The 19,612-nt window shown below is 63.6% G+C and carries 16 protein-coding genes; 9 read left to right on the top strand and 7 right to left on the bottom strand.

The features are described from left to right. Positions 1 to 221: 221 nt before the first annotated feature. Both BFX80_RS02690 and BFX80_RS02685 read left to right on the top strand, forming a co-directional pair. Positions 222 to 1,061, top strand: a complete 840-nt coding sequence (locus BFX80_RS02690) for a M48 family metallopeptidase (RefSeq protein ID WP_170877501.1) — start codon at positions 222 to 224, stop codon at positions 1,059 to 1,061. Between the two features lie 284 nt (positions 1,062 to 1,345). Then, a complete protein-coding gene (locus BFX80_RS02685; protein WP_164850252.1) occupies positions 1,346 to 2,533 on the top strand; it encodes an EAL domain-containing response regulator in 1,188 nt (395 codons plus the stop codon). A gap of 241 nt (positions 2,534 to 2,774) precedes the next feature. Here BFX80_RS02685 and BFX80_RS02680 read toward each other — a convergent pair whose 3' ends face one another. After that, positions 2,775 to 5,147, bottom strand: a complete 2,373-nt coding sequence (locus tag BFX80_RS02680) for an ATP-binding protein (RefSeq protein ID WP_084207899.1) — start codon at positions 5,145 to 5,147, stop codon at positions 2,775 to 2,777. 48 nt (positions 5,148 to 5,195) lie between these two features. Further along, entirely contained in the window at positions 5,196 to 5,735 is a 540-nt protein-coding gene (locus BFX80_RS02675) for a hypothetical protein (RefSeq protein ID WP_240499648.1), read from the bottom strand. A gap of 230 nt (positions 5,736 to 5,965) precedes the next feature. On the opposite strand from BFX80_RS02675, the gene BFX80_RS02670 reads away from it, so the two are divergent. Further along, on the top strand, positions 5,966 to 6,691 hold the full coding sequence (locus tag BFX80_RS02670) for a response regulator transcription factor (protein WP_084207898.1): 726 nt from the start codon (positions 5,966 to 5,968) through the stop codon (positions 6,689 to 6,691). A gap of 144 nt (positions 6,692 to 6,835) precedes the next feature. Here the strand turns inward: BFX80_RS02670 and aroE are convergent, their stop codons facing one another. From aroE to BFX80_RS02655, 3 genes are all read right to left on the bottom strand, one after another. Continuing rightward, positions 6,836 to 7,669 (bottom strand): shikimate dehydrogenase, encoded by an 834-nt coding sequence (gene aroE, locus BFX80_RS02665; RefSeq protein ID WP_103751502.1) that lies wholly within the window; start codon positions 7,667 to 7,669, stop codon positions 6,836 to 6,838. A 45-nt stretch (positions 7,670 to 7,714) separates the two neighbouring features. Then, entirely contained in the window at positions 7,715 to 8,635 is a 921-nt protein-coding gene (gene hemF / locus BFX80_RS02660; protein WP_077380086.1) for an oxygen-dependent coproporphyrinogen oxidase, read from the bottom strand. Between the two features lie 154 nt (positions 8,636 to 8,789). Further along, entirely contained in the window at positions 8,790 to 9,371 is a 582-nt protein-coding gene (locus BFX80_RS02655) for an L-threonylcarbamoyladenylate synthase (protein ID WP_077380089.1), read from the bottom strand. 255 nt (positions 9,372 to 9,626) lie between these two features. On the opposite strand from BFX80_RS02655, the gene BFX80_RS02650 reads away from it, so the two are divergent. Continuing rightward, the gene (locus tag BFX80_RS02650; RefSeq protein WP_167592964.1) at positions 9,627 to 10,520 is read left to right on the top strand and encodes a 5'-nucleotidase, lipoprotein e(P4) family; all 894 of its coding nucleotides are present in this window, start codon (positions 9,627 to 9,629) and stop codon (positions 10,518 to 10,520) included. Between the two features lie 190 nt (positions 10,521 to 10,710). Here BFX80_RS02650 and dprA read toward each other — a convergent pair whose 3' ends face one another. After that, positions 10,711 to 11,970 carry a DNA-processing protein DprA gene (dprA, locus tag BFX80_RS02645; protein ID WP_240499647.1) on the bottom strand — a complete coding sequence of 420 codons (1,260 nt, stop codon included), beginning with the start codon at positions 11,968 to 11,970 and terminating at the stop codon, positions 10,711 to 10,713. A 56-nt stretch (positions 11,971 to 12,026) separates the two neighbouring features. Next, a complete protein-coding gene (locus BFX80_RS02640; protein ID WP_205632725.1) occupies positions 12,027 to 13,079 on the bottom strand; it encodes a LysM peptidoglycan-binding domain-containing protein in 1,053 nt (350 codons plus the stop codon). 239 nt (positions 13,080 to 13,318) lie between these two features. Between BFX80_RS02640 and def the strand changes: the two genes are divergently transcribed. The 5 genes from def (at position 13,319) to BFX80_RS02615 (ending at position 19,521) form a co-directional block, all read left to right on the top strand. Further along, a complete protein-coding gene (gene def, locus BFX80_RS02635) occupies positions 13,319 to 13,828 on the top strand; it encodes a peptide deformylase (protein WP_077380095.1) in 510 nt (169 codons plus the stop codon). 175 nt (positions 13,829 to 14,003) lie between these two features. Beyond that, positions 14,004 to 15,008 carry a methionyl-tRNA formyltransferase gene (gene fmt / locus BFX80_RS02630; protein ID WP_084207895.1) on the top strand — a complete coding sequence of 335 codons (1,005 nt, stop codon included), beginning with the start codon at positions 14,004 to 14,006 and terminating at the stop codon, positions 15,006 to 15,008. Further along, complete coding sequence (gene rsmB / locus BFX80_RS02625) at positions 15,005 to 16,456, top strand: 16S rRNA (cytosine(967)-C(5))-methyltransferase RsmB (protein ID WP_084207894.1); 1,452 nt, start codon at positions 15,005 to 15,007, stop codon at positions 16,454 to 16,456. The genes fmt and rsmB overlap by 4 nt, the downstream gene beginning before the upstream one ends. Before the next feature lie 160 nt (positions 16,457 to 16,616). Continuing rightward, entirely contained in the window at positions 16,617 to 17,990 is a 1,374-nt protein-coding gene (gene trkA / locus BFX80_RS02620) for a Trk system potassium transporter TrkA (protein WP_077380101.1), read from the top strand. An 82-nt stretch (positions 17,991 to 18,072) separates the two neighbouring features. Continuing rightward, positions 18,073 to 19,521 (top strand): TrkH family potassium uptake protein, encoded by a 1,449-nt coding sequence (locus BFX80_RS02615; protein ID WP_077380103.1) that lies wholly within the window; start codon positions 18,073 to 18,075, stop codon positions 19,519 to 19,521. Positions 19,522 to 19,612: the final 91 nt, after the last annotated feature.

Below are 19,612 nucleotides of genomic sequence, written 5' to 3'. Positions count from 1 at the left end.
ACATGGGGCAAGGGCCGTGGCAGGCCCATGAGATCGCGCCCAGTATCTCATGCCCGGCGAGCCCGTCTGGCCTGACGTTGCTGTGATCTCAGCAACGTATCATTTCGCTGACTGCACCACTGCGCCTATCCGGTTATGCTGTCTGCACGTTTCTTGCACGTTCAGCACCGCCTTGCCGTGCACTCGAAGGTTGTCATCGTCACCATTGCCAGGAGGCCTCAATGCCAGGATTGCTCGATCACTCATCTCCCCGCGCCCTGCGCCGTCTGCTCCCGTTGGCGGCTCTTGCGGCGTCCGTCACCCTGAGTGCCTGCGCCAGTTCTCCTCTGGGCCGAAGCCAATTGACGCTCTATTCGGATCAGGAGCTGGAGAAGATGGGAGAAGCCAGCTTCAGCAAGTACCAACAGGAGCTGCCGGTGGTGGAAGGCCGCCAGGATGCCTATGTCAGCTGCGTGGCAGATGCCGTGACCGCCAAGGTGCCCGCCAGCTATGGCATCAGCGAGTGGCAGGTCAAGGTATTCGAGGATGACTCTGCCAATGCCTTCGCACTGCCGGGCGGCTACATCGGCGTCAACACCGGTCTGCTGGAAGTCGCCGAGAATCAGGATCAGCTGGCGACCGTCATCGGCCATGAGATCGCCCACGTGCTGGCCCGCCATGCCAATGAGCGCGTCTCGACCCAATCCCTGACGTCCGCAGGTCTTTCCCTGACCCAGGCACTGGCCGGGCTGGAAGGCACCGGTGGTGATCAGCTCATGGGATTGCTGGGCATGGGCGCCGAATATGGCGTGCTCAAGCCGTTCTCGCGTTCACATGAGTCCGAAGCCGACCTGCTGGGGCTGGACCTGATGGCCGAAGCCGGCTTTGACCCACGTGCCAGCATCAAGCTGTGGGCCAACATGAACGCCTCCGGTGGCGCTCAGCCTCCGGTCTGGATGTCCACTCACCCCAGTGACGAGCAGCGCATGACCGCGCTCAACGAGCGCCTCGAGACCGCATTGCCGACCTACCAGCAGGCACGGGCCGCCGGCGAGAAGCCCAACTGCGACAGGCTGCGCTGAGCCGGCTTACGCAGGAGAACGTCCCCGTCTTCCAGAGGCGCCTGTCGGGCGCCTCTGGCATCTCTGCCGCGCATTCATCGATCTCGTGTCCCGACGTCTCACCGCCGTCCGCCACTCTGAATCCGGACGACCCCACCAGGCGCATGAATGTAAAAAGGTGGCGCCAAATGTGTCGATATACGCGTTGTGAGTGGCGACGTTGCTAGTCTTCAGACATGCGCTCACCTCCCCCCCGAGAAATGTCACCGTGAGCGTCCTCTCGCCCCCAGCCAAGGATGTATCACATGACGCGACATGCACTCATCATCGACGATGATCCGGACTTTCGTGAGCTGATCGCCGGACTGCTTTCCACCTTCGGATTCAGCTGCATGGAAAGTGAGGGACTGCAGGACATCGCCTGTGACCCTTCCTCTCTGCAGGCAGACCTCATCCTGGTGGATTATGAACTGGGGGACTTCACCGGCGCTGATGTTCTCAGCTATCTGCGTGAGCGCAATGTCGAGGCGGGCATCATTCTGATGAGCGCCTGTCACGATGACGACATGCAGGCGATGATCAATCAGGGCCGACGCAGTGGCCTGGACATGCTGGGACAGCTCAGCAAGCCGTTCGATCTCAAGCATCTGGCGTCCATGCTCAATGATCTCGATGAACACCATAATCCGCTGACGCTCGCGGAGCTGGATGAGGCCCTGGCCCAGCAGCAGCTGCATCTCGTCTATCAACCCAAGATCGATCTTGCCAGTGGCCAGCTGAGTGGCGCCGAGGCCCTCGTGCGTTGGCAGCATCCTCTGCGCGGCATGGTCATGCCCAACCAGTTCATCGCCCTGGCGGAGCGCAGCAATCGCATCGAATCGCTTACCTGGCAGGTCATCAATCAGGGATTCGGTCAGCAGCAGGAGTGGCAATCACAGGGCCTCACGCTGAATCTGGCGCTCAATCTTTCCCCACAACTGCTGCGCTCGCGTGACATGCTGAAGAAGCTTGATGCACTTGCCAGCCAGCATCAGGTCGACCCCCATACGATCACCCTGGAGCTCACGGAAAGTTGCGGCATAGACTGTCTGACCTACGCCCGCCATCTCCTGAACGCCATTCGCGAGCGCGGTTATCGCCTGGCACTGGATGACTTCGGTACCGGCTTCTCCTCGATGATGCAGCTCTACAATCTGCCCTTTGACGAGCTGAAGATCGACCAGTGCTTCGTCGGCCGCAGCGATAGCCACCCGGAAGCCCGTGCCATCACGCGCACCATCGTCGAGCTTGGCCAGCGACTCAATCTCGCTGTCGTCGGGGAAGGCATCGAGACGACACAGCAACGCGACTACCTCTGCGATACTCGCTGCAATCTCGGCCAGGGCTATCTCTTCGCGCGGCCCATGACAGTCACCGACTTCAATGCCTGGAGCCACTGCCCACCCACTGCCGTCAGCGCCCTCATCCAGCGCCATGCGCCTTCCGTTCACTGACAGACAGGCTTCCCATCAACGCATGCCCGGATCAAGAAAGCCGACTCGAGCAAGCGGATGCTCCTTCAAGACAGAAACGCCACTCATGTCACCATGGGTGGCGTTTCTGTCTTGCGAGCCCTGCACTTCCTGCACTCCCTGCACTTCCTGCACTCTTTTCTCTTCCGCTTCACTTCCCTTCGCTCGCCTATCGCCCTCACATGAGGACACCTGCAAAAGGCACTTCAGGAGAAAAAGCCCTTCAGGAGAGCAAATATCCCTGCTCGAGAAGACTGTCGCGCGTCGGCACACTCAAGGCGCGCAGCGTGGCGACATGATGATGGGCCCGGGTCATGTCTTCGGAGATCGCGGCCTCCTCCAACGCCCTGGCACCGCTGGCGATACCGCTGCATCCCAACGAAGCAGAGGCCCCTTTCAGGGAATGCGCTTCCCGCTTGAGCTCCCCGAGATCCCTCTGCTGTAGCAGGGTCAACATCACGTCGAGTCGCCCCTCGAGGCGCGTCAGGTAATTGCTCAACAGTCGTGAGTAAGCCTCGCGACTCAGGGTGGCAAGCAGCTCCTGACAGGTCGCCTGCTGAAGCAGCGATGACGGGTTGCCCTTCAGGTCACACTGATCAGAGGCCGGATCGGCGCCAGCATGTGTCTCATCAGATGACGGCTCCGTACTGAGAGGCGCCGCTTGCTCCTCCGCCAGGCTCGCCATGGCGAGAACTTCCGTGCCAGATTTCGCGTCAGACTCCGCGCCAGAGCCCACGCCAGCGTCCACGGGAATCTCCTGCTGGCGGGACGTCAGATATTGGTGCAGCACCTGCTGCAGGTCATCACGAGTGAAGGGCTTGTGCAGGACACCGTCCATTCCGGCCTCGATGCAACGGCGTGCATCTTCCTGCATCACGTTGGCGGTCATCGCGATGATCGGCAGGCGGGTCGCGGACGTCTCGGCTTCCCGTTGACGCCAGCGTCGTGTCGTCTCCAGACCATCCAGCACTGGCATCTGCATGTCCATGAAGATCAGATCAACCTCATGGTCCGCCTGCGACAGCCAGGCCAGCGCCTGCTCACCCTCCTCGACGATCGTGACCTGCTGCCCCAGATATTCCAGCATTGCGCGAGCCAGCGACTGATTGACCTCGTTGTCTTCCACCACCAGAACGCGGGCCTCGGGCAAGGGGGCTTCCCTCGCCGTCTGCTGGGGGCAGGCCTCGGAGGCTGTCAGCACCGGCAACGGCACGCGACACCAGAATCGACTGCCGAGGCCAAGATGACTCTCCACGCCGATCTCTCCACCCATTGCCTCCACCAGCCGCTTGCAGATGGCCAACCCCAGCCCGGTCCCTTCATGGCGACGTGCCATCGAGGTATCCACCTGGGTGAAGGGGGCAAACAGCTGACTCACCTGGTCAGAGGCGATACCGCAACCGCTGTCGTGGACCTCGAAATGAAGGGTCTCGTCCTCTTGCGACGACACCCGCAACCGGATGGTCCCCTGGGGACAGAACTTGAACGCGTTGTTGAGCAGGTTGGTCAGCACCTGGCGCAGACGATTGACGTCTCCCTCGACCCAGACAGGCAGGTCATCGGCACGCTCCTCCAGGAAGATGCGCGAGCACCCCTTGACGGCACCGTCTGCCTGACGGGTGTAATGCGCGGACAATGACTCGAGAAAGTCGGGCAGCGAGAAGCAGCGCCGGTCCAGCTCCAGCTTGCCGGCCTCGATCTTGGAGTAATCCAGCACGTCATTGATGACGGCCTGCAGACTCTCGGCACTCTGACGCAGCATCACCAGATATTGCTGCCCACGCTGGGTCGAGACTTCCTCACCGATGAGGTCCGATACGCCGACCATGCCGTTGAGAGGCGTGCGTATTTCATGACTCATGATCGCCATGAATTCCGACTTGGCACGACTGGCGGCCTGCGCCAGCTGCACCATGCCATCCAGCTCCTGAGTACGCTCCTCCAGCTTGCGGGTCTTGGAGGCCCGCCCGCGACTCTCGACGATCAGAGCGACCACCAGGACAGTGCCGCTGAGGGTCATCAGCAGGACCAGTGACAGCGCGAGTGCATACAGATTGAGAAGCTCCGTACGCTCCTTCGTGCGCTGCAAGGCAGCCTCCGCGTTGATATCCAGCAGCAGCTTGCCTGTCTGCTCCTGAAGAGAGACCAGGCGACTGAGCAGCTGCGCGTAGAGTGCCTCTTCACGCTGCTGACGACTCGCAAGCTCCATGATGCCGTTGTCCAGCACCTCGATTCTGGGCAGCATCGCCAGCAGCTGGACATGCAGTTCCGGCATCCCCGCCAGCATGCTGCCGAGTTGACCGTTCTGCAGCAGCTGTACCCGGCTGTACAGGATGTCCAGACGCAACAGCAGCTCACTGTCATCCATCAGTTCCGGTGGCGTGGGAGACTGCTGCTCCTCGGCCACCACCATGCGCAGCTCGCGTACCTCCCTGTCGAACTGATAGACCGCCCAGATCAGGTTCTCGCGCAGCTTGTGCTCAAGGGCCTGCTGGCGTTGGTAGACCAGCACGCCAGTCACCAGTGCCGAGACGAAAAACAGCGTCGCGGCAATGGCGATGGCGGTTCTGAAATGCAGAGAACGAAGAGGATTCATGCACAGGCATCCTGCCAGAGCTCATCAGACGGAGCGGAGAATGTGGGCTCAGCGTTCGATGACGATCCGCTTCACCTGCCAGACAGAGCGAGTCATGATTTCCTCGTTGAGGAGATCCGGCTGCTCGCTGAAGGGATAGATGATGAAGATCGGGCCATTGTCGCGTACCCGAAGACGCTTGCCCTCGGCCTGCATGGCCAGTATCACCGGGTAGTCGAAGTAATCCTGCACCGGGGCATTGGCCGCGTAGTCATTGAGCGCGACGATGCGCATGGTGCCACTGTCAACGCCCACCGCCTCCATCAGCGCCGAACCGAGCGGTCCGCTGAAGCTGACTTCACCGTCATGCCATGGCGTGGTGGTCACGGTTTCCCGCTGTGGCAGCGCTTGTAGCATCGCGCGATCGAAATGTGCCTCATCACCGGCATTGACGTGACGGATATCACCCGTGACGCGCAGCACGACCGGCCCTTGCGGTGCTTCCAGCGCCATGGCGAAGGGTGAGAGCGACAACGCCATCAGCAGGAGCCAGTGGCGCATGCGACGTGACGCCAGAATGAAGCGGCGTGAGAGTACGAGAAGAGGCATGAGGGAGACTCCTGTGGATCATGGGTAGCCATTGATCACGGCCAGTGATTCACCGTCGCGAGGCATCATCGCCAATCACGAGCCACCATGAGCAGAGGTGCACGACAGCAAGAGAGCAGCTGGGAACGAGTATAAGCCGCCATCGTCGGGCCAAACGTGAACCATTGTGACGCGGTCTCACGCAAGGGGCGCGTAGACTGCTGGTCATACCCACGCAGGGAGGCAACGACATGCATATCGGCATTCTCGAAGATGACCATGATCAACGTGATTATCTGACCCTGTGTCTCGAGTCCCAGGGGCATGAAGTGGCAGGATTCGAACGCGCGAGCCAACTGTTGCGCGCATTGCGTGAACGCAGCTTCGACCTGCTGATCATCGACTGGCAGCTGCCGGATGCCTGCGGCATGGAACTGACGCGTACGCTGCGCAATGAACACGGCTGGCAGGGGTTGATCCTGTTCATCACCGCAAGCCAGGGAGAGGAGGATGTCGTGCATGCCTTGCAGCATGGTGCCGACGACTTCCTGAGCAAACCCATCAATCCCAGAGAGCTGTCAGCCCGGGTGTCCGCGCTGGGACGACGCCTTGCCAACAGCAAGGCCAGCAATGGATCGCAGGAAGTGGAAGCGCTCCCCGGCCAGTACCGGATCGAACAGGATGAGCACACCATCTGGTGCGGCGAACATCCCGTCAATCTGACGCAGCGCGAATACCGGCTTGCCGTGCTGCTGTTGCGTCGTGTTGGAGAGCTGTTCTCGCGGGCTTACCTGCTCGAGATGGTCTGGGGGATCAATGGCGACATCTCCACCCGCACCGTCGACACCCATATCAGTCGCCTGCGCCGCAAGCTGGAACTCGACGGTCGGCGTGGCCTGCGCCTGAAGAGCGTGTATCAACATGGCTATCGTCTGGAAACCTGCACGCCATCGGCGCTGTCCGCTGCCAGCGCTTGAGAATCGTACCCACCTCCTCGGTATCCACTTTCTTCTCTGCCCCGCAACGCAAGGAGCCGGCACGTCGTTGAACGAAGTGCCGGCTCCTGCATGCATCCCGGCCACCCGGGCTGCAGTCACTGACTGACCTGCCTCAGCGACCTGTCAGCCGCTGACCAGCATCTTGCGCAGCATGTCCGCCACGGGTGCCGTATCCGGGCGCTTGTGGCGCCACAGGAAGTAGGACTCGGCCGCCTGCTCCACCAGCATGCCGAGACCATCCTCGCCCCGTGCCCCCTGCTCGCTGGCCCAGCGCATGAAGACGGTCGGCTCGGCGGCATACATCATGTCGTAGGCCAGCGCCTGCGATGAGAACAACGAATCCGGCAACGGCGGCAACTCACCGCCCAGCGATGCGCTGGTGCCATTGATGACCAGATCGAACTGACCTTCGATGGCCTCGTAGCTGCCACCGGAGAGCTGACAGCCATCTCCCGCCAGGTCCGCGAAGTCCTCGGCCAGCGCGCTGGCCTTGGCAGCGGTGCGATTGGCGATCACCAATGCCGCAGGCTGCTTGGCCAACAGAGGCTCCAGCACGCCACGCACGGCGCCGCCAGCGCCAAGAATCAGGATACGCGCGTCCGTGAGCGGGGCCTCGAGACGCTCGAGGTCACGGGTCAGCCCGACGCCATCAGTGGTATCGCCATACAGCTGGCCATTCTTGCCCAGCAGCAGAGTATTCACGGCACCGGCGCGACGAGCGCGCGGACTCAATACCTCGACCAGCCGATAGGCCTGCTCCTTGAAGGGCATGGTGACATTCGCCCCCTGCCCGCCTTCAGCGACGAACTCGGCCCAGCCAGCCGCGAAGTCATCCACCGGCGCCAGTCGCGCCTCGTAGCTCAGGGAGTCCTTGAGCTGCTCAGCGAAGGCACGATGAATCAGCGGGGATTTCGAGTGGGCAATCGGGTTGCCGAATACAGCGTAGCGGGACATCAGGACTCCGGTGACAATCACAGTGAAACATCAGGGCCAATGACGCGATCAGGCCTCTTCGCCCAGCCAGTCGCGGGCATGCAGGAAGTCACGATAGAGCGCGGCTTCGGGACTGCCTTCCTCGGGCTGGTAACCATACTCCCAGTGGACCACCGGCGGCATCGACATCAGGATGGACTCGGTGCGTCCGCCGCTCTGCAGGCCGAACAGGGTGCCACGGTCCCAGACCAGATTGAACTCCACGTAGCGCCCGCGACGATAGAGCTGGAAGTTGCGTTCACGCTCGCCATGGGCCGTGTCACGACGGCGCTCGACGATGGGCAGATAGGCATCGAGGAAGCTGTCTCCCACTGACTGCTGGAAGGCGAAGCAACGCTCGAAGCCCCACTCGTTGAGATCATCGAAGAACAGGCCGCCGATGCCACGCGTCTCACCGCGATGCTTGAGGTAGAAATACTCGTCACACCAGGCCTTGTAGCGAGGATAGACATCACTGCCGAAGGCGATGCAGGCATCGTGCGCGGTCTGGTGCCAATGACGGGCATCTTCCAGCACCGGATAGAACGGCGTCAGGTCGTAACCGCCTCCGAACCACCAGACCGGCTCCTCGCCTTCCTTCTCGGCGATGAAGAAGCGCACGTTGCCATGACTGGTCGGGACATGCGGATTATGGGGATGCAACACCCAGCTGACCCCCACCGCGTGGAAACTGCGGCCCGCCAGTTCAGGGCGAACGGCAGTCGCCGAGGCCGGCAGCTCATGACCGAAGACATGCGAGAAATTGACGCCGCCCTTCTCGAAGACACCGCCATTCTCGATGACTCGTGAGCGGCCGCCACCACCTTCGGCACGCTCCCAGCTGTCTTCTCGAAAGTCAGCCTTGCCATCGCAGGCTTGCAATGCATCACACAGGCGGTCCTGCAGGTCGAGCAGGTAGACCTTCACGTCTTCAAGATTGGCGTGTGCCACGATGCCTCCGATGAATCGAAAAATGAAAGATGTCAAAGCGACGATAACGTCGCTGCGCTTGCCGAGGAAAACGAAAGCGCCAGCATACCCCTCCCGCGCGGGCCGGGCAGACGAACTCGACTGCGCGCCTGACCTGCATCAAGAAAGCGAACGCTCAGGCCCGCAGGACCTCGCCGGTCACCAGATCACGAATGGTACTGGGGCGAGGATTGCCGCCCAGCGGCCCCGTCAGAATCACGTCATCCGCCAGCGCCTCACCGAAGGCAGCCTGCACTTCGGCAGCCGTCATCGCCGGAGCGTCTCCCGCACGATTGGCCGAGGTGGATACCAGCGGGCCATCCAGCGCCGCACACAGCGCCTGGACCAGAGGATGATCACTGACACGTACCGCCAGACTCACGTGCTCTCCCTTGAGCAGCGGATGCGCGCGACCATTGTCAGGCACCAGCCAGGTGAAGGGGCCGGGCCAGCTGGCCATCAACCGTTCACGTTGCTGCTCGGAGATCCCTTCAAGCCAGGGCTCGATCTGCGTCACGTCGCCGGCGATCAGGATCAGTCCCTTGGACGGATCGCGCTCCTTGAGCCGGATCAGGCGCGACAGCGCCTCGCCATCGTCGGGGTCACACCCCAACCCCCACACGGCCTCGGTGGGATAGGCGACGATGCCGCCACCACGCACATGCTCGGCAGCCGCCGCTACCGCGGAAAGATCGAACGAAACAGCACTGGCATTCATGATCCGCACGGACTCCTGGAAATGGACACTGGCAGAGGGGATACGGCGAGGCGGCTTGCCTGCCGCCGCATCGACAGTCGGCGGATTCTACCACGCCACTCAGCGCGAGGCCGACGCAACGCTGCGTCGCGCAGGCATGACTTATGATGGCACCGACATCACGTCATCATCCCGCAATCGCATCATCCCTGGATCACGATGACCGCAGGTCACCACGAATCCACCTTCTCCTCCCGAACAAGGAAACCCTGCCTCATGCGCCGTCTTGCGACCCTCAGTACGTCTGCCGCCCTCCTGTTGACGATGGCCGGCTGTGCCAGCTCTGGAGCCCCGACAGTGGAACAGACGCCTTCCCTGAATTCCACCGAAGGTGGGGCCCCCGCCGCCGCCCAGGCCGCTCCACTCAGCGACCAGGCCATGCTGGCGACCCTCTGGATACAACGCAGCGCTGAATTCCATGGTCTGTCGCTGCAGGCCTTCAATGTGGCGCACGATCGCCTGAATCTGGCACTCGCGCGTCGCAGTGCCGAGGACAAGCCACTCGCGGTGGTCGTGGATGTCGATGATACCGTGCTCGACACCACCAGCTATGGTGGCTGGGCGCTGCGCGAAGGCCGTACCTACGACAGCCAGAGCTGGGCGGACTGGGTAGACGACGCCGTCTCCACCGCCTCCCCGGGCGCCGTCGACTTCCTCAACTACGCCCACGACAGCGGTGTCGATGTCTACTACATCACCAATCGCAAGGCGGTCGGCAAGCAGGCCACCATCGACAATCTCGCCGCACTGGGCTTCCCGCAGGCGAATGCCGAGCACGTGATGCCGCGTACCGACAGCTCCGACAAGACCGCACGCCGCGCCAGCGTCACGGCCGAGCACGACATCGTCATCCTGATGGGTGACAACCTGGGGGACTTCGATCAGGCCTTCCAGCAAGCCACCAGCGCGGCACGCCACGCGGAAGTCGAGAAGCAGGCCGGTGAATTCGGACGCCGCTTCATCATGCTGCCCAACCCGACCTACGGCGAATGGGAAGGTGTCGTCTATGACGGCAACTGGGGAGCAAGCGATGCAGAGAAGCGTGCCATGCGCGAGGCGGCACTGAATGTCTGGCAACCCGAGAGCGGCAGCGTCAGCCAAGGCAAGTGAGTTCACGTTGCCGGCCATGCATGGCCGGCAACGCCCTCAGGCGAGCGTGACTCGCCTGAGGGTTGCAGAAAACAGGAACGCCCTTCAGATGCCGCCGAGGCAGCGCTGAAGGGCGTTTTGATGTCTAGAGACGGCTCGCTGCGCAAGCTTGCGTGAAACACGACGGGCCATGACGGGATGTCTGAACGGCTTACAGGCGTTTCCAGCCTCCCGGCGCCTGCACCACACGCCCTTCCAGCTCCAGCTCCAGAAGCTGCATGCTCAGGACACTCACATGCGTCCCCGAGAGCTCCACCAGTTGATCCAGTGCCAGTGGCATCGCACTCAGATAACACAGCGGGGCAGGCACAGGCGACGTCTCCGCGACAGGCCTGTCCCCCTCCAGCAGCGGCAGATTCTCGGGTAGCGCATTGCCGCGCGCCCCCGTCGGCACGGAACGGGGGGAAGAGACGCGAGGCGCGGATGGCGCGTCAACGACACCTCGAGGGCTGGTCAAGGGGCGACGCTGCTCCGTCGGCATCAGATGACTCAGCTCGGCGAGCATGTCATCGACATCACGCACCAAGGTAGCCCCCTGACGGATCAGCTCCAGACATCCGCTGGAGGCGATGTCATCGATCCGCCCGGGCAATGCGAAGACCTCGCGGTTCTGCTCCATCGCCAGACGCGCGCTGACCAACGAGCCGCTGCGCAGCGTGGCCTCCACCACCAGCACGCCATGCGAGAGGCCGGTGATCAGACGATTGCGACGCGGGAAATGACGGGCATGCGCCCCGGTACCAGGCGGATGCTCCGACAGCAGCAGGCCTCCGCTCTCCAGCAGCCGGAGCCGCAACTGATGGTGCTGGGCAGGATAGGTCACGTCGACGCCACACCCGAGCACGGCGAGAGTCGAGGGTGGCGCGGGATAGGCATCGGCTTCCAGACGCAGCGCAGCATTCAAGGCCCCCTGATGCGCTGCGGCATCGATGCCCAGCGCCAGGCCACTGGCAACGCTCCAGCCCCGGGAGACCAGCTCGGCGGCCAGGTCATGCGCATGCGTCATGCCAGCGGGGCTCGCCTTGCGGGCACCGACGATGGCCAGCATGGGCTGCTCGAGCAGGGAGCGCCTACCCAGGGCCCACAGCGCGATGGGCGGATCTGGCAACAGCGCCAGCATGGCAGGCCAGTCGGCATCGGCGGGGGTCAGCAGATGACGCCCCTGCTCTGGCGCATGCCAGGCAAGATCCGTCATCACCTGCTGATGAAGCGGTGAAGATGCGGGTCGCTCACACCACAGCCGCACAGGCGCGGCAAGGCGCGACGGCAGTGCCGCCAGCCACCCCTGTGGCCAGTCAGCTCGTTCAAGCAGCTTGGCCACGGTGTGCGTACCGATACCCGGAAGACGCGCCAGAAAGACGAAATCCGCCCGCGAGGGGCGGCGCTGCTCGACATCACCATCGATCGACACGCCAAACCTCCCGAGCGGATGCTCACAGTTGCGGATCAAATACCGGGCATGTCTGCTCAGCCATGCGGCTCCAGCAGCTTGTCTCCGACACTCAGCGGGCGCTCCGCCTTCATCACCAGGGCATAGCTGACCTTGTCATAGATACGGAAGACCATGAGCAGGCCGCCTTCTTCGCCCGGCAGAGTGATCGGCTCCCCTGTCTTGGGGTCGGTGATCGTCTCGCCCTGACGCTCGACACCGAACACGAAGCCCGGCTCCACGCCATCCCGGCTCCCGCGGTTGAGCGCCACGATGTCATTGCGACCGATGTTGCGCAGTCCGTCCGGTGCCGCGAGGATCTCGCCGCCCGACACCTCGACGGGAGGCTGTGGCTGGAAGCTGGTGCTGATGGCCCCGCCATCGGCCGGCAACAGCAGATCACCGTTGAGAATCTCGCGATTGGCCGAGACCACATGCATCACGCCGATGTCGCCCTCGCGACGCTCCAGCTGGACATCCCCGATACTGATCATCTCCAGGCCCAGGAATTCCTGGGTGACAGGGTCCAGGTAACGCTGCCCCGTCCGGTAGATGCTGAAGGTGTCATAGGCCGGCCACTGACCACGCGCATAGACGGTATCCCCGGCACCACTGATCAGACGCGTGTCGTCACCGGCCACCACGTAGGGCGCATTCTCGAGCAGGCCAGGATCGACCACGCGGTGGTCCTTGAGGAAGGCGGAGATCTTCTCGAGCGGGATCGGTGGCACGGCCTCGCGCTTGGGAATCTTGCGAATCTTGGGCGAGAGCTTGACCACGCCGCCCTGGCCACGCTCCAGGCGCAGACGAGGCTCGCCGTTCTCGTAATAGAGCGAGATGCGATCGCCCGGATAGATCAGGTGTGGATTCTTGATCTGCGGATTGGCACGCCAGACTTCCGGCCACAGCCAGGGCTCACGCAGAAAGCGTCCCGAGATGTCCCACAGCGTGTCGCCGCGCACCACCACATAGGTGGAGGGTACGTCATCACGTACGGTTGCCGCCTGCGCCAGCGACGTCCCTGCGCTTGCCCCCAGCGTCGCCATGCCAAGGAGTGCCGTGAACACGGCGTTGCCGACCAGTCGTTTCATGCCCATTCCTGCGTCCCTTGCGTTGATGCCACCTGTTGTTGTCGGTGGTGATGGCCTGTCTCAAACCCGCGCCGAGCGCGTGCCGCCCAGCCTTGCCCCTGCCTGACGGAACTCGCGATCAATCATGACTATTGCCGCGATAGTAGCAGCATTGAAGGCCATCGGTTCCGTTCCTCGGCTGTGCACACTACAATATCAGGCAAATCTCCACTGACAGCACAACGGTAATTACACCAGTCATGGCCAAGCGCGAAATTCTTGAATTCCCCGATGAGCGTCTGCGCAATGTTGCCGCCCCGATCGACACCTTCGACGCGGAACTGCAGACCCTGATCGACGACATGATCGAGACCATGTATGACGCGCGTGGCATTGGCCTCGCCGCTACCCAGGTCGACGTGCATCGTCGTCTGATCGTCATCGACGTCAGCGAGGATCAATCCCAGCCTCTGGTATTGGTCAATCCCGAATACACGCCCATCGGCGAAGCGCAGGAGCCGATGCAGGAAGGCTGCCTGTCGATCCCGGAATACTACGCCGAAGTGCCGCGCTATCTGAAAGTACGGCTCAACGCTCAGGATCGCAACGGTGAGGCCTACGAACTCGAGGCCGAAGGCCTGCTGGCACATTGCATCCAGCACGAGAACGACCACCTCGAAGGCAAGCTGTTCGTCGACTACCTCTCCCCGCTCAAGCGTGATCGGGTGATGAAGAAGATGCAGAAGCGCCACAAGCTGCAGGAAGCGTGATCCGCACGCCGGAGGGGACTCCGGTGCGCCATGTCACATCGCAGGGAGGCCGGAGGATTTCCTCTGGCCTCCCTGCTTGTTGATGAGTGATTCACCGGCACCGCCTGAATCCCTCCTTTACCGTCAGCACCTTGAGCCTGGCCCTCGGCCGCGCTCCCCATATGAGAGCTCTTGCATGTCGAAAGCCCTGCGCATCGCCTTTGCCGGCACCCCCGATTTCGCCGCCGAATGTCTCGCCGCGCTGCTCGAAAGCCGCCATGAGATCGTCAGTATCCATACCCAGCCTGACCGCCCTTCCGGGCGCGGCCGCAAGCTGACCCCCGGCCCCGTCAAGCAGCTGGCACTCCAGCACGACCTTCCCGTCCATCAGCCGCTCAACTTCAAGGACGAGGCCGATCGCCAGATCCTGCGCGATCTCGAGGCCGACATCATGGTGGTGGTGGCCTACGGGCTGATCCTGCCGCAGGCCGTGCTCGACATCCCGCGCATCGGTTGCCTGAACATCCATGCCTCCCTGCTGCCACGCTGGCGCGGTGCCGCGCCGATCCAGCGCGCCATCGAGGCCGGCGACAGCGAATCCGGTGTCACCATCATGCAGATGGATGCTGGCCTGGACACCGGCGACATGCTGCTGATCCGTCGCACCCCGATCACCGCCAGCACTACTGGCGGCGAGCTGCATGATGCCCTGGCGGCACAGGGCGGCGAGGCCATCGTCACGGCCCTCGACGCCATCGCCGATGGCGATCTTCCGGCGACCCGACAGCCCGAGGAAGGTGTCACCTACGCCGCCAAGCTCTCCAAGGCCGAGGCGGAACTCGACTTCACCCGTCCCGCCGCCGAGCTGGACGCGCGCATTCGCGCCTTCAACCCGTGGCCGGTGGCCTGGACACGCCTGGACGGCGAGCCGCTACGCCTATGGATGTCGCGCATGGGCGAGCAGCGCCTCGCAGACTTCGTGTCACCCGGCACTCTGCTGGCGCCCGGCAATGATTGCCTGCGCATCGTCTGCGGTGATGGCCATCAGGTGCTGGAGATCACCCGTGCCCAGCTGCCCGGTGCCAAGCCGCTGTCCGTCAAGGACCTGCTCAACTCACGTGCCGCGCGCTTCCCCGAGGGCCTTGTCCTCGGCGCCGACCACGCCCCTGATTCCGATTCACAGACCGAGACTTCCGCATGAGCCAGTCAGACAACCCGTCCTCCAAGGGCAACGGCAAGAAGCGCAACTCCCTGCCGCCGGCCCGTAGCAAGGGCGGTGGTTCGAAGCACGGTGGTGCACGCCGCAAGCCTGACAATGCCCCGGCCTCACCGGGCGCTGCCGTCCGGGTTGCCGCTGCGCGCACCCTGGCGCCGGTACTGGCGGCAAAGACCTCTCTGAATCTGGACGGCCTGCCGTCTGGCGTCGCCGGGCGTGACCAGGGCCTCTACAAGGCACTGTGCTTCGGTGTCTGCCGCCAGCTGCCGCGTCTGGACGCACTCGCGGGCAAGCTTTTGAAATCGTCCTTCAAGGCGCAGGACCAGGATATCCACGCCCTGCTGCTGCTCGGCCTCTATCAGCTGCTGTACATGCGCATCGCGCCACATGCGGCCGTCGGTGAGACCGCTGGCGCCGCACGCGGCCTGGGCAAGGGCTGGGCGACGGGCGTGCTCAATGCCTGCCTGCGTCGTTTCCAGCGTGAGCAGGAAGCACTGGAAGCCGAGGTCGACAAGGACCCCGCCGTGGCGCTTTCCCACCCGCAGTGGCTGCTGGACACCTTCCAGCGCAACTGGCCGGACGACTGGGAGGCCATCGCCGCCGCCAACAACGCCCAGGCCCCGATGACATTGCGCGTCAATGTCGCCGCCATCAGCCGCGAGGACTACCTCGCCCAGCTGGCCGACGCCGAGATCGACGCCGTGGCCTGCCCCTTCGCCGAGCACGGCATCACTCTGGCCAGCGCCTGCGACGTCAGTGCCCTGCCGGGCTTCGAGGAAGGCCTGGTCAGCGTGCAGGATGAGGCCGCCCAGCTGGCCGGTCAGCTGCTGGCCCCCGCCGTGACGGCCATCAACCCCGAAGGGGAAGGCGTGCGCCTGCTGGATGCCTGCACCGCGCCGGGTGGCAAGCTGGCGGACATGCTGGAGCGCTTCCCCTCGCTGGACGCCACTGCCATCGACATCGACGGCGAGCGTCTCGAACGCGTGGAAGAGACACTGGAGCGTCTGGAACTGGGCGCCGGCGTCGTGTGCGCCGATGCCAGCGAGCGCGACTGGTGGGACGGCGAAGCCTTCGATGTCATCCTGCTCGACGCGCCCTGCTCCGGCAGTGGCGTCATCCGCCGTCACCCGGACATCAAGCTACTGCGTCGCCCGAACGACATCGGGGACCTGGCGCGCCTGCAGGGCAAGCTGCTGGAGAACCTGTGGGGCATGCTCAAGCCCGGCGGCACCCTGGTCTACGGCACCTGCTCCATCATCACCCAGGAGAACGCCCGGGTGATGGATCGCTTCCTGGCCGCCACGCCGGATGCCAAGGCCGAGACCATCAAGGCCGACTGGGGCCGTGTCTCCGGTGCCGGTCGTCAGATGCTGCCGCAGGTCAATGGCCACGATGGCTTCTATCTGGCGCACATCACCAAGGCCGGCGCCTGACGCTCGGCAGGATCACCGGACAGGCGTACCGCATCCCGGCTTGCGAGATGACGCGCCTGGCACATCAGGACAGCCGTGCCCCGACTCCCGGGGCACGGCTGTCTTCCGTCATGGCACTGGTTTATCCTGTGCCGACTGAGCAACAGCGGACGAGCCGGACATGAAAATCATCATTCTGGGTGCAGGTCAGGTCGGCGGCACACTCGCCGAACACCTGGCCCATGAAGAAAATGACATCACGGTCGTGGACACCGACACCGAGCGGCTGCGCGAGCTGCACAACCGTCTCGATATCCGCACCGTCACCGGCGCGGCCAGCTATCCCCAGGTGCTGCGTCAGGCCGGCGGCGAAGATGCCGACATGCTGATCGCGGTGACCAATTCTGACGAGGTCAACATGATTGCCTGTCAGATCGCCCACAGCCTGTTCCATACCCCGACCAAGATCGCGCGGGTGCGCTCCACCGCCTATCTGACCCGCAAGGGCCTGTTCTCCCACGATGCCATCCCGGTGGACGTGCTGATCAGCCCCGAGCAGGTGGTGACGGATCACATCCGCCGCCTGATCGAGTATCCCGGTGCCCTGCAGGTGCTGGACTTCGCCAATGGTGTCGCTCAGCTGGTGGCGGTAAAGGCCTACTATGGCGGTCCGCTGGTCGGTCAGGAACTCGGTTTCCTGCGTCGTCACATGCCCAACGTGGATACTCGCGTGGCAGCCATCTACCGGCGCAATCGTCCGATCATCCCGCGTGGCGATACCGTGATCGAGGCCGATGACGAGGTGTTCTTCATCGCGGCGCGCAAGGATATCCGCACCGTGATGGGCGAACTGCGCCGCGTGGACCGCAACTTCCGTCGCGTGGTGATCGCCGGTGGCGGCCACATCGGTGAGCGCCTGGCCGAGACGCTCGAGCACACCCATCAGGTCAAGATCATCGAGCACTCGCTGGCCCGTTGCACCGACCTGTCCGAGCGCCTCGACCGCACCGTGGTCCTGCACGGCAGCGCCACCTCCAAGCGCCTGCTGCTGGAGGAGAACATCGAGGACTGCGACATCTTCTGCGCGCTGACCAACGATGACGAGGTCAACATCATGTCCTCGATGCTGGCCAAGCGACTCGGCGCCAAGAAGGTACTGACGCTGATCAACAACGCGGCCTACGTGGACCTGGTGCAAGGTGGCGAGATCGATATCGCCATCTCGCCGCAGCAGGCCACCATCGGCGGTCTGCTGACGCATGTGCGCAAGGGCGACATCGTCAACGTGCACTCTCTCAGGCGCGGCGCGGCAGAAGCCATCGAGGCCATCGCCCACGGCGATGAGCGCTCCTCCAAGGTGGTGGGCCGGCGCATCGAGGACATCAATCTGCCCGAGGGTGCCACCATCGGTGCCGTGGTGCGTGGCAAGGAAGTGCTGGTCGCGCATCACGATCTGGTGGTGGAATCCAACGACCACGTCATCCTGTTCGTGGTCGACAAGCGCCGTATCCGGGAAGTCGAGCGCCTGTTCCAGGTCGGGCTGACCTTCTTCTGATGATGGCCGCCACGATGTCTCTCGCAAGCCGGGCTCGCTGCATGGGCCGCCACTTCCGCGTCATGATGCGTGGGGGGCGTGCATGAGCCTGCGCGTCATCTATCGCATCCTCGGCATTCTGCTGATGCTGTTCAGCCTGACGCTGGTCCCGCCGATGCTCATCTCGCTGGCCTTCGAGGACCATACCCTCAGCGCCTTTGCCATCGCCCTCGGCATCACCCTGCTGACCGGCTTCGCGCTGTTCTATCCCAACCGGCATGCCCGCAAGGAGTTGCGCAACCGCGATGGCTTCTTGATCACGGTGCTGTTCTGGACGGTGCTGGGTGCCTTCGGGTCGCTGCCCTTCCTGCTCGCCGAGGACCCGAACCTGTCGATCATCGACGCCATGTTCGAGTCGTTCTCGGGACTTACCACCACCGGGGCGACGGTGATGACGGGGCTCGATCTGCTGCCCCACTCCATCCTCTACTATCGCCAGCAGCTGCAGTGGCTGGGCGGCATGGGGATCGTGGTACTGGCGGTGGCGATCCTGCCGACTCTCGGTATCGGCGGCATGCAGCTCTATCGCACCGAGATCCCCGGGCCGCTGAAGGACTCCAAGCTGACGCCGCGCATCACCGAGACGGCCAAGGCGCTCTGGTACATCTACGCCGCCCTGACCCTGGTGTGCTTCGCCAGCTACTGGGCCGCCGGCATGAGCTGGTTCGATGCCCTCGGCCACAGCTTCTCCACCGTCGCGGTGGGCGGCTTCTCGACCCACGATGCCAGCATCGGCTACTTCGATTCCGCCACCATCGAGATGATCTGCGTGTTCTTCATGGTGGTGTCCTCGATCAGTTTCGGCCTGCACTTCGCCGCCTGGCGCGAGGGGCGGATCAGTCATTATCTGCGCGATCCCGAGACCCGCTTCTTCCTGATCCTGCTGCTGATCCTGACCTGCGTGACCATCGCCGGCCTGCTGCTCACCGGCAGCTACGATGACAGCAAGGCGCTGCGCCATGGCCTGTTCGAGGCCGTCTCGGTGGCCACCACCACCGGCTTCGGCGTCGCCGACTTCACCGGCTGGCCGGGCGTATTGCCGATGATGCTGTTCATCGCCGCCTTCATCGGCGCGTGCTCCGGGTCCGCCGGCGGCGGCATGAAGGTCATCCGTATCCTGCTGATTCTCAAGCAGGGCGTGCGTGAGGTGCATCGTCTGATCCACCCCAACGCCATCCTCTCGGTCAAGGTGGGCAAGATGCGCATCTCCGAAGGGGTCGCGGAGGCAGTATGGGGCTTCTTCTCCGTCTACCTGCTGCTGTTCGTGCTGATGATGCTGGGCATGCTGGCCACCGGACTGGATCAGGTCACGGCCTGGTCGGCGGTCGGCTCTGCGCTCAACAACCTGGGGCCGGGACTCGGTGAGGTCGCGACCCACTACGGCGATATCCCGGGGGCGGCCAAGGGCATCCTGATTCTGGCGATGCTGCTGGGGCGTCTGGAGATCTTCACGGTTCTGGTTCTGTTCACGCCGGCCTTCTGGCGACGCTGAGTCCTGCCCGTCGAGCAGGCGGAGCGGACAAGCTCCTGCCCGCCCCTGAACGCGAACGCCCCCGCCGGATGGCTCCGACGGGGGCGTTCTC

Origin of the sequence: Cobetia marina (assembly GCF_001720485.1) — a bacterium.
In the GTDB taxonomy this organism is placed as follows: Bacteria; Pseudomonadota; Gammaproteobacteria; order Pseudomonadales; family Halomonadaceae; genus Cobetia; species Cobetia marina.
This window is presented reverse-complemented; position numbering and strand designations above follow the sequence as displayed.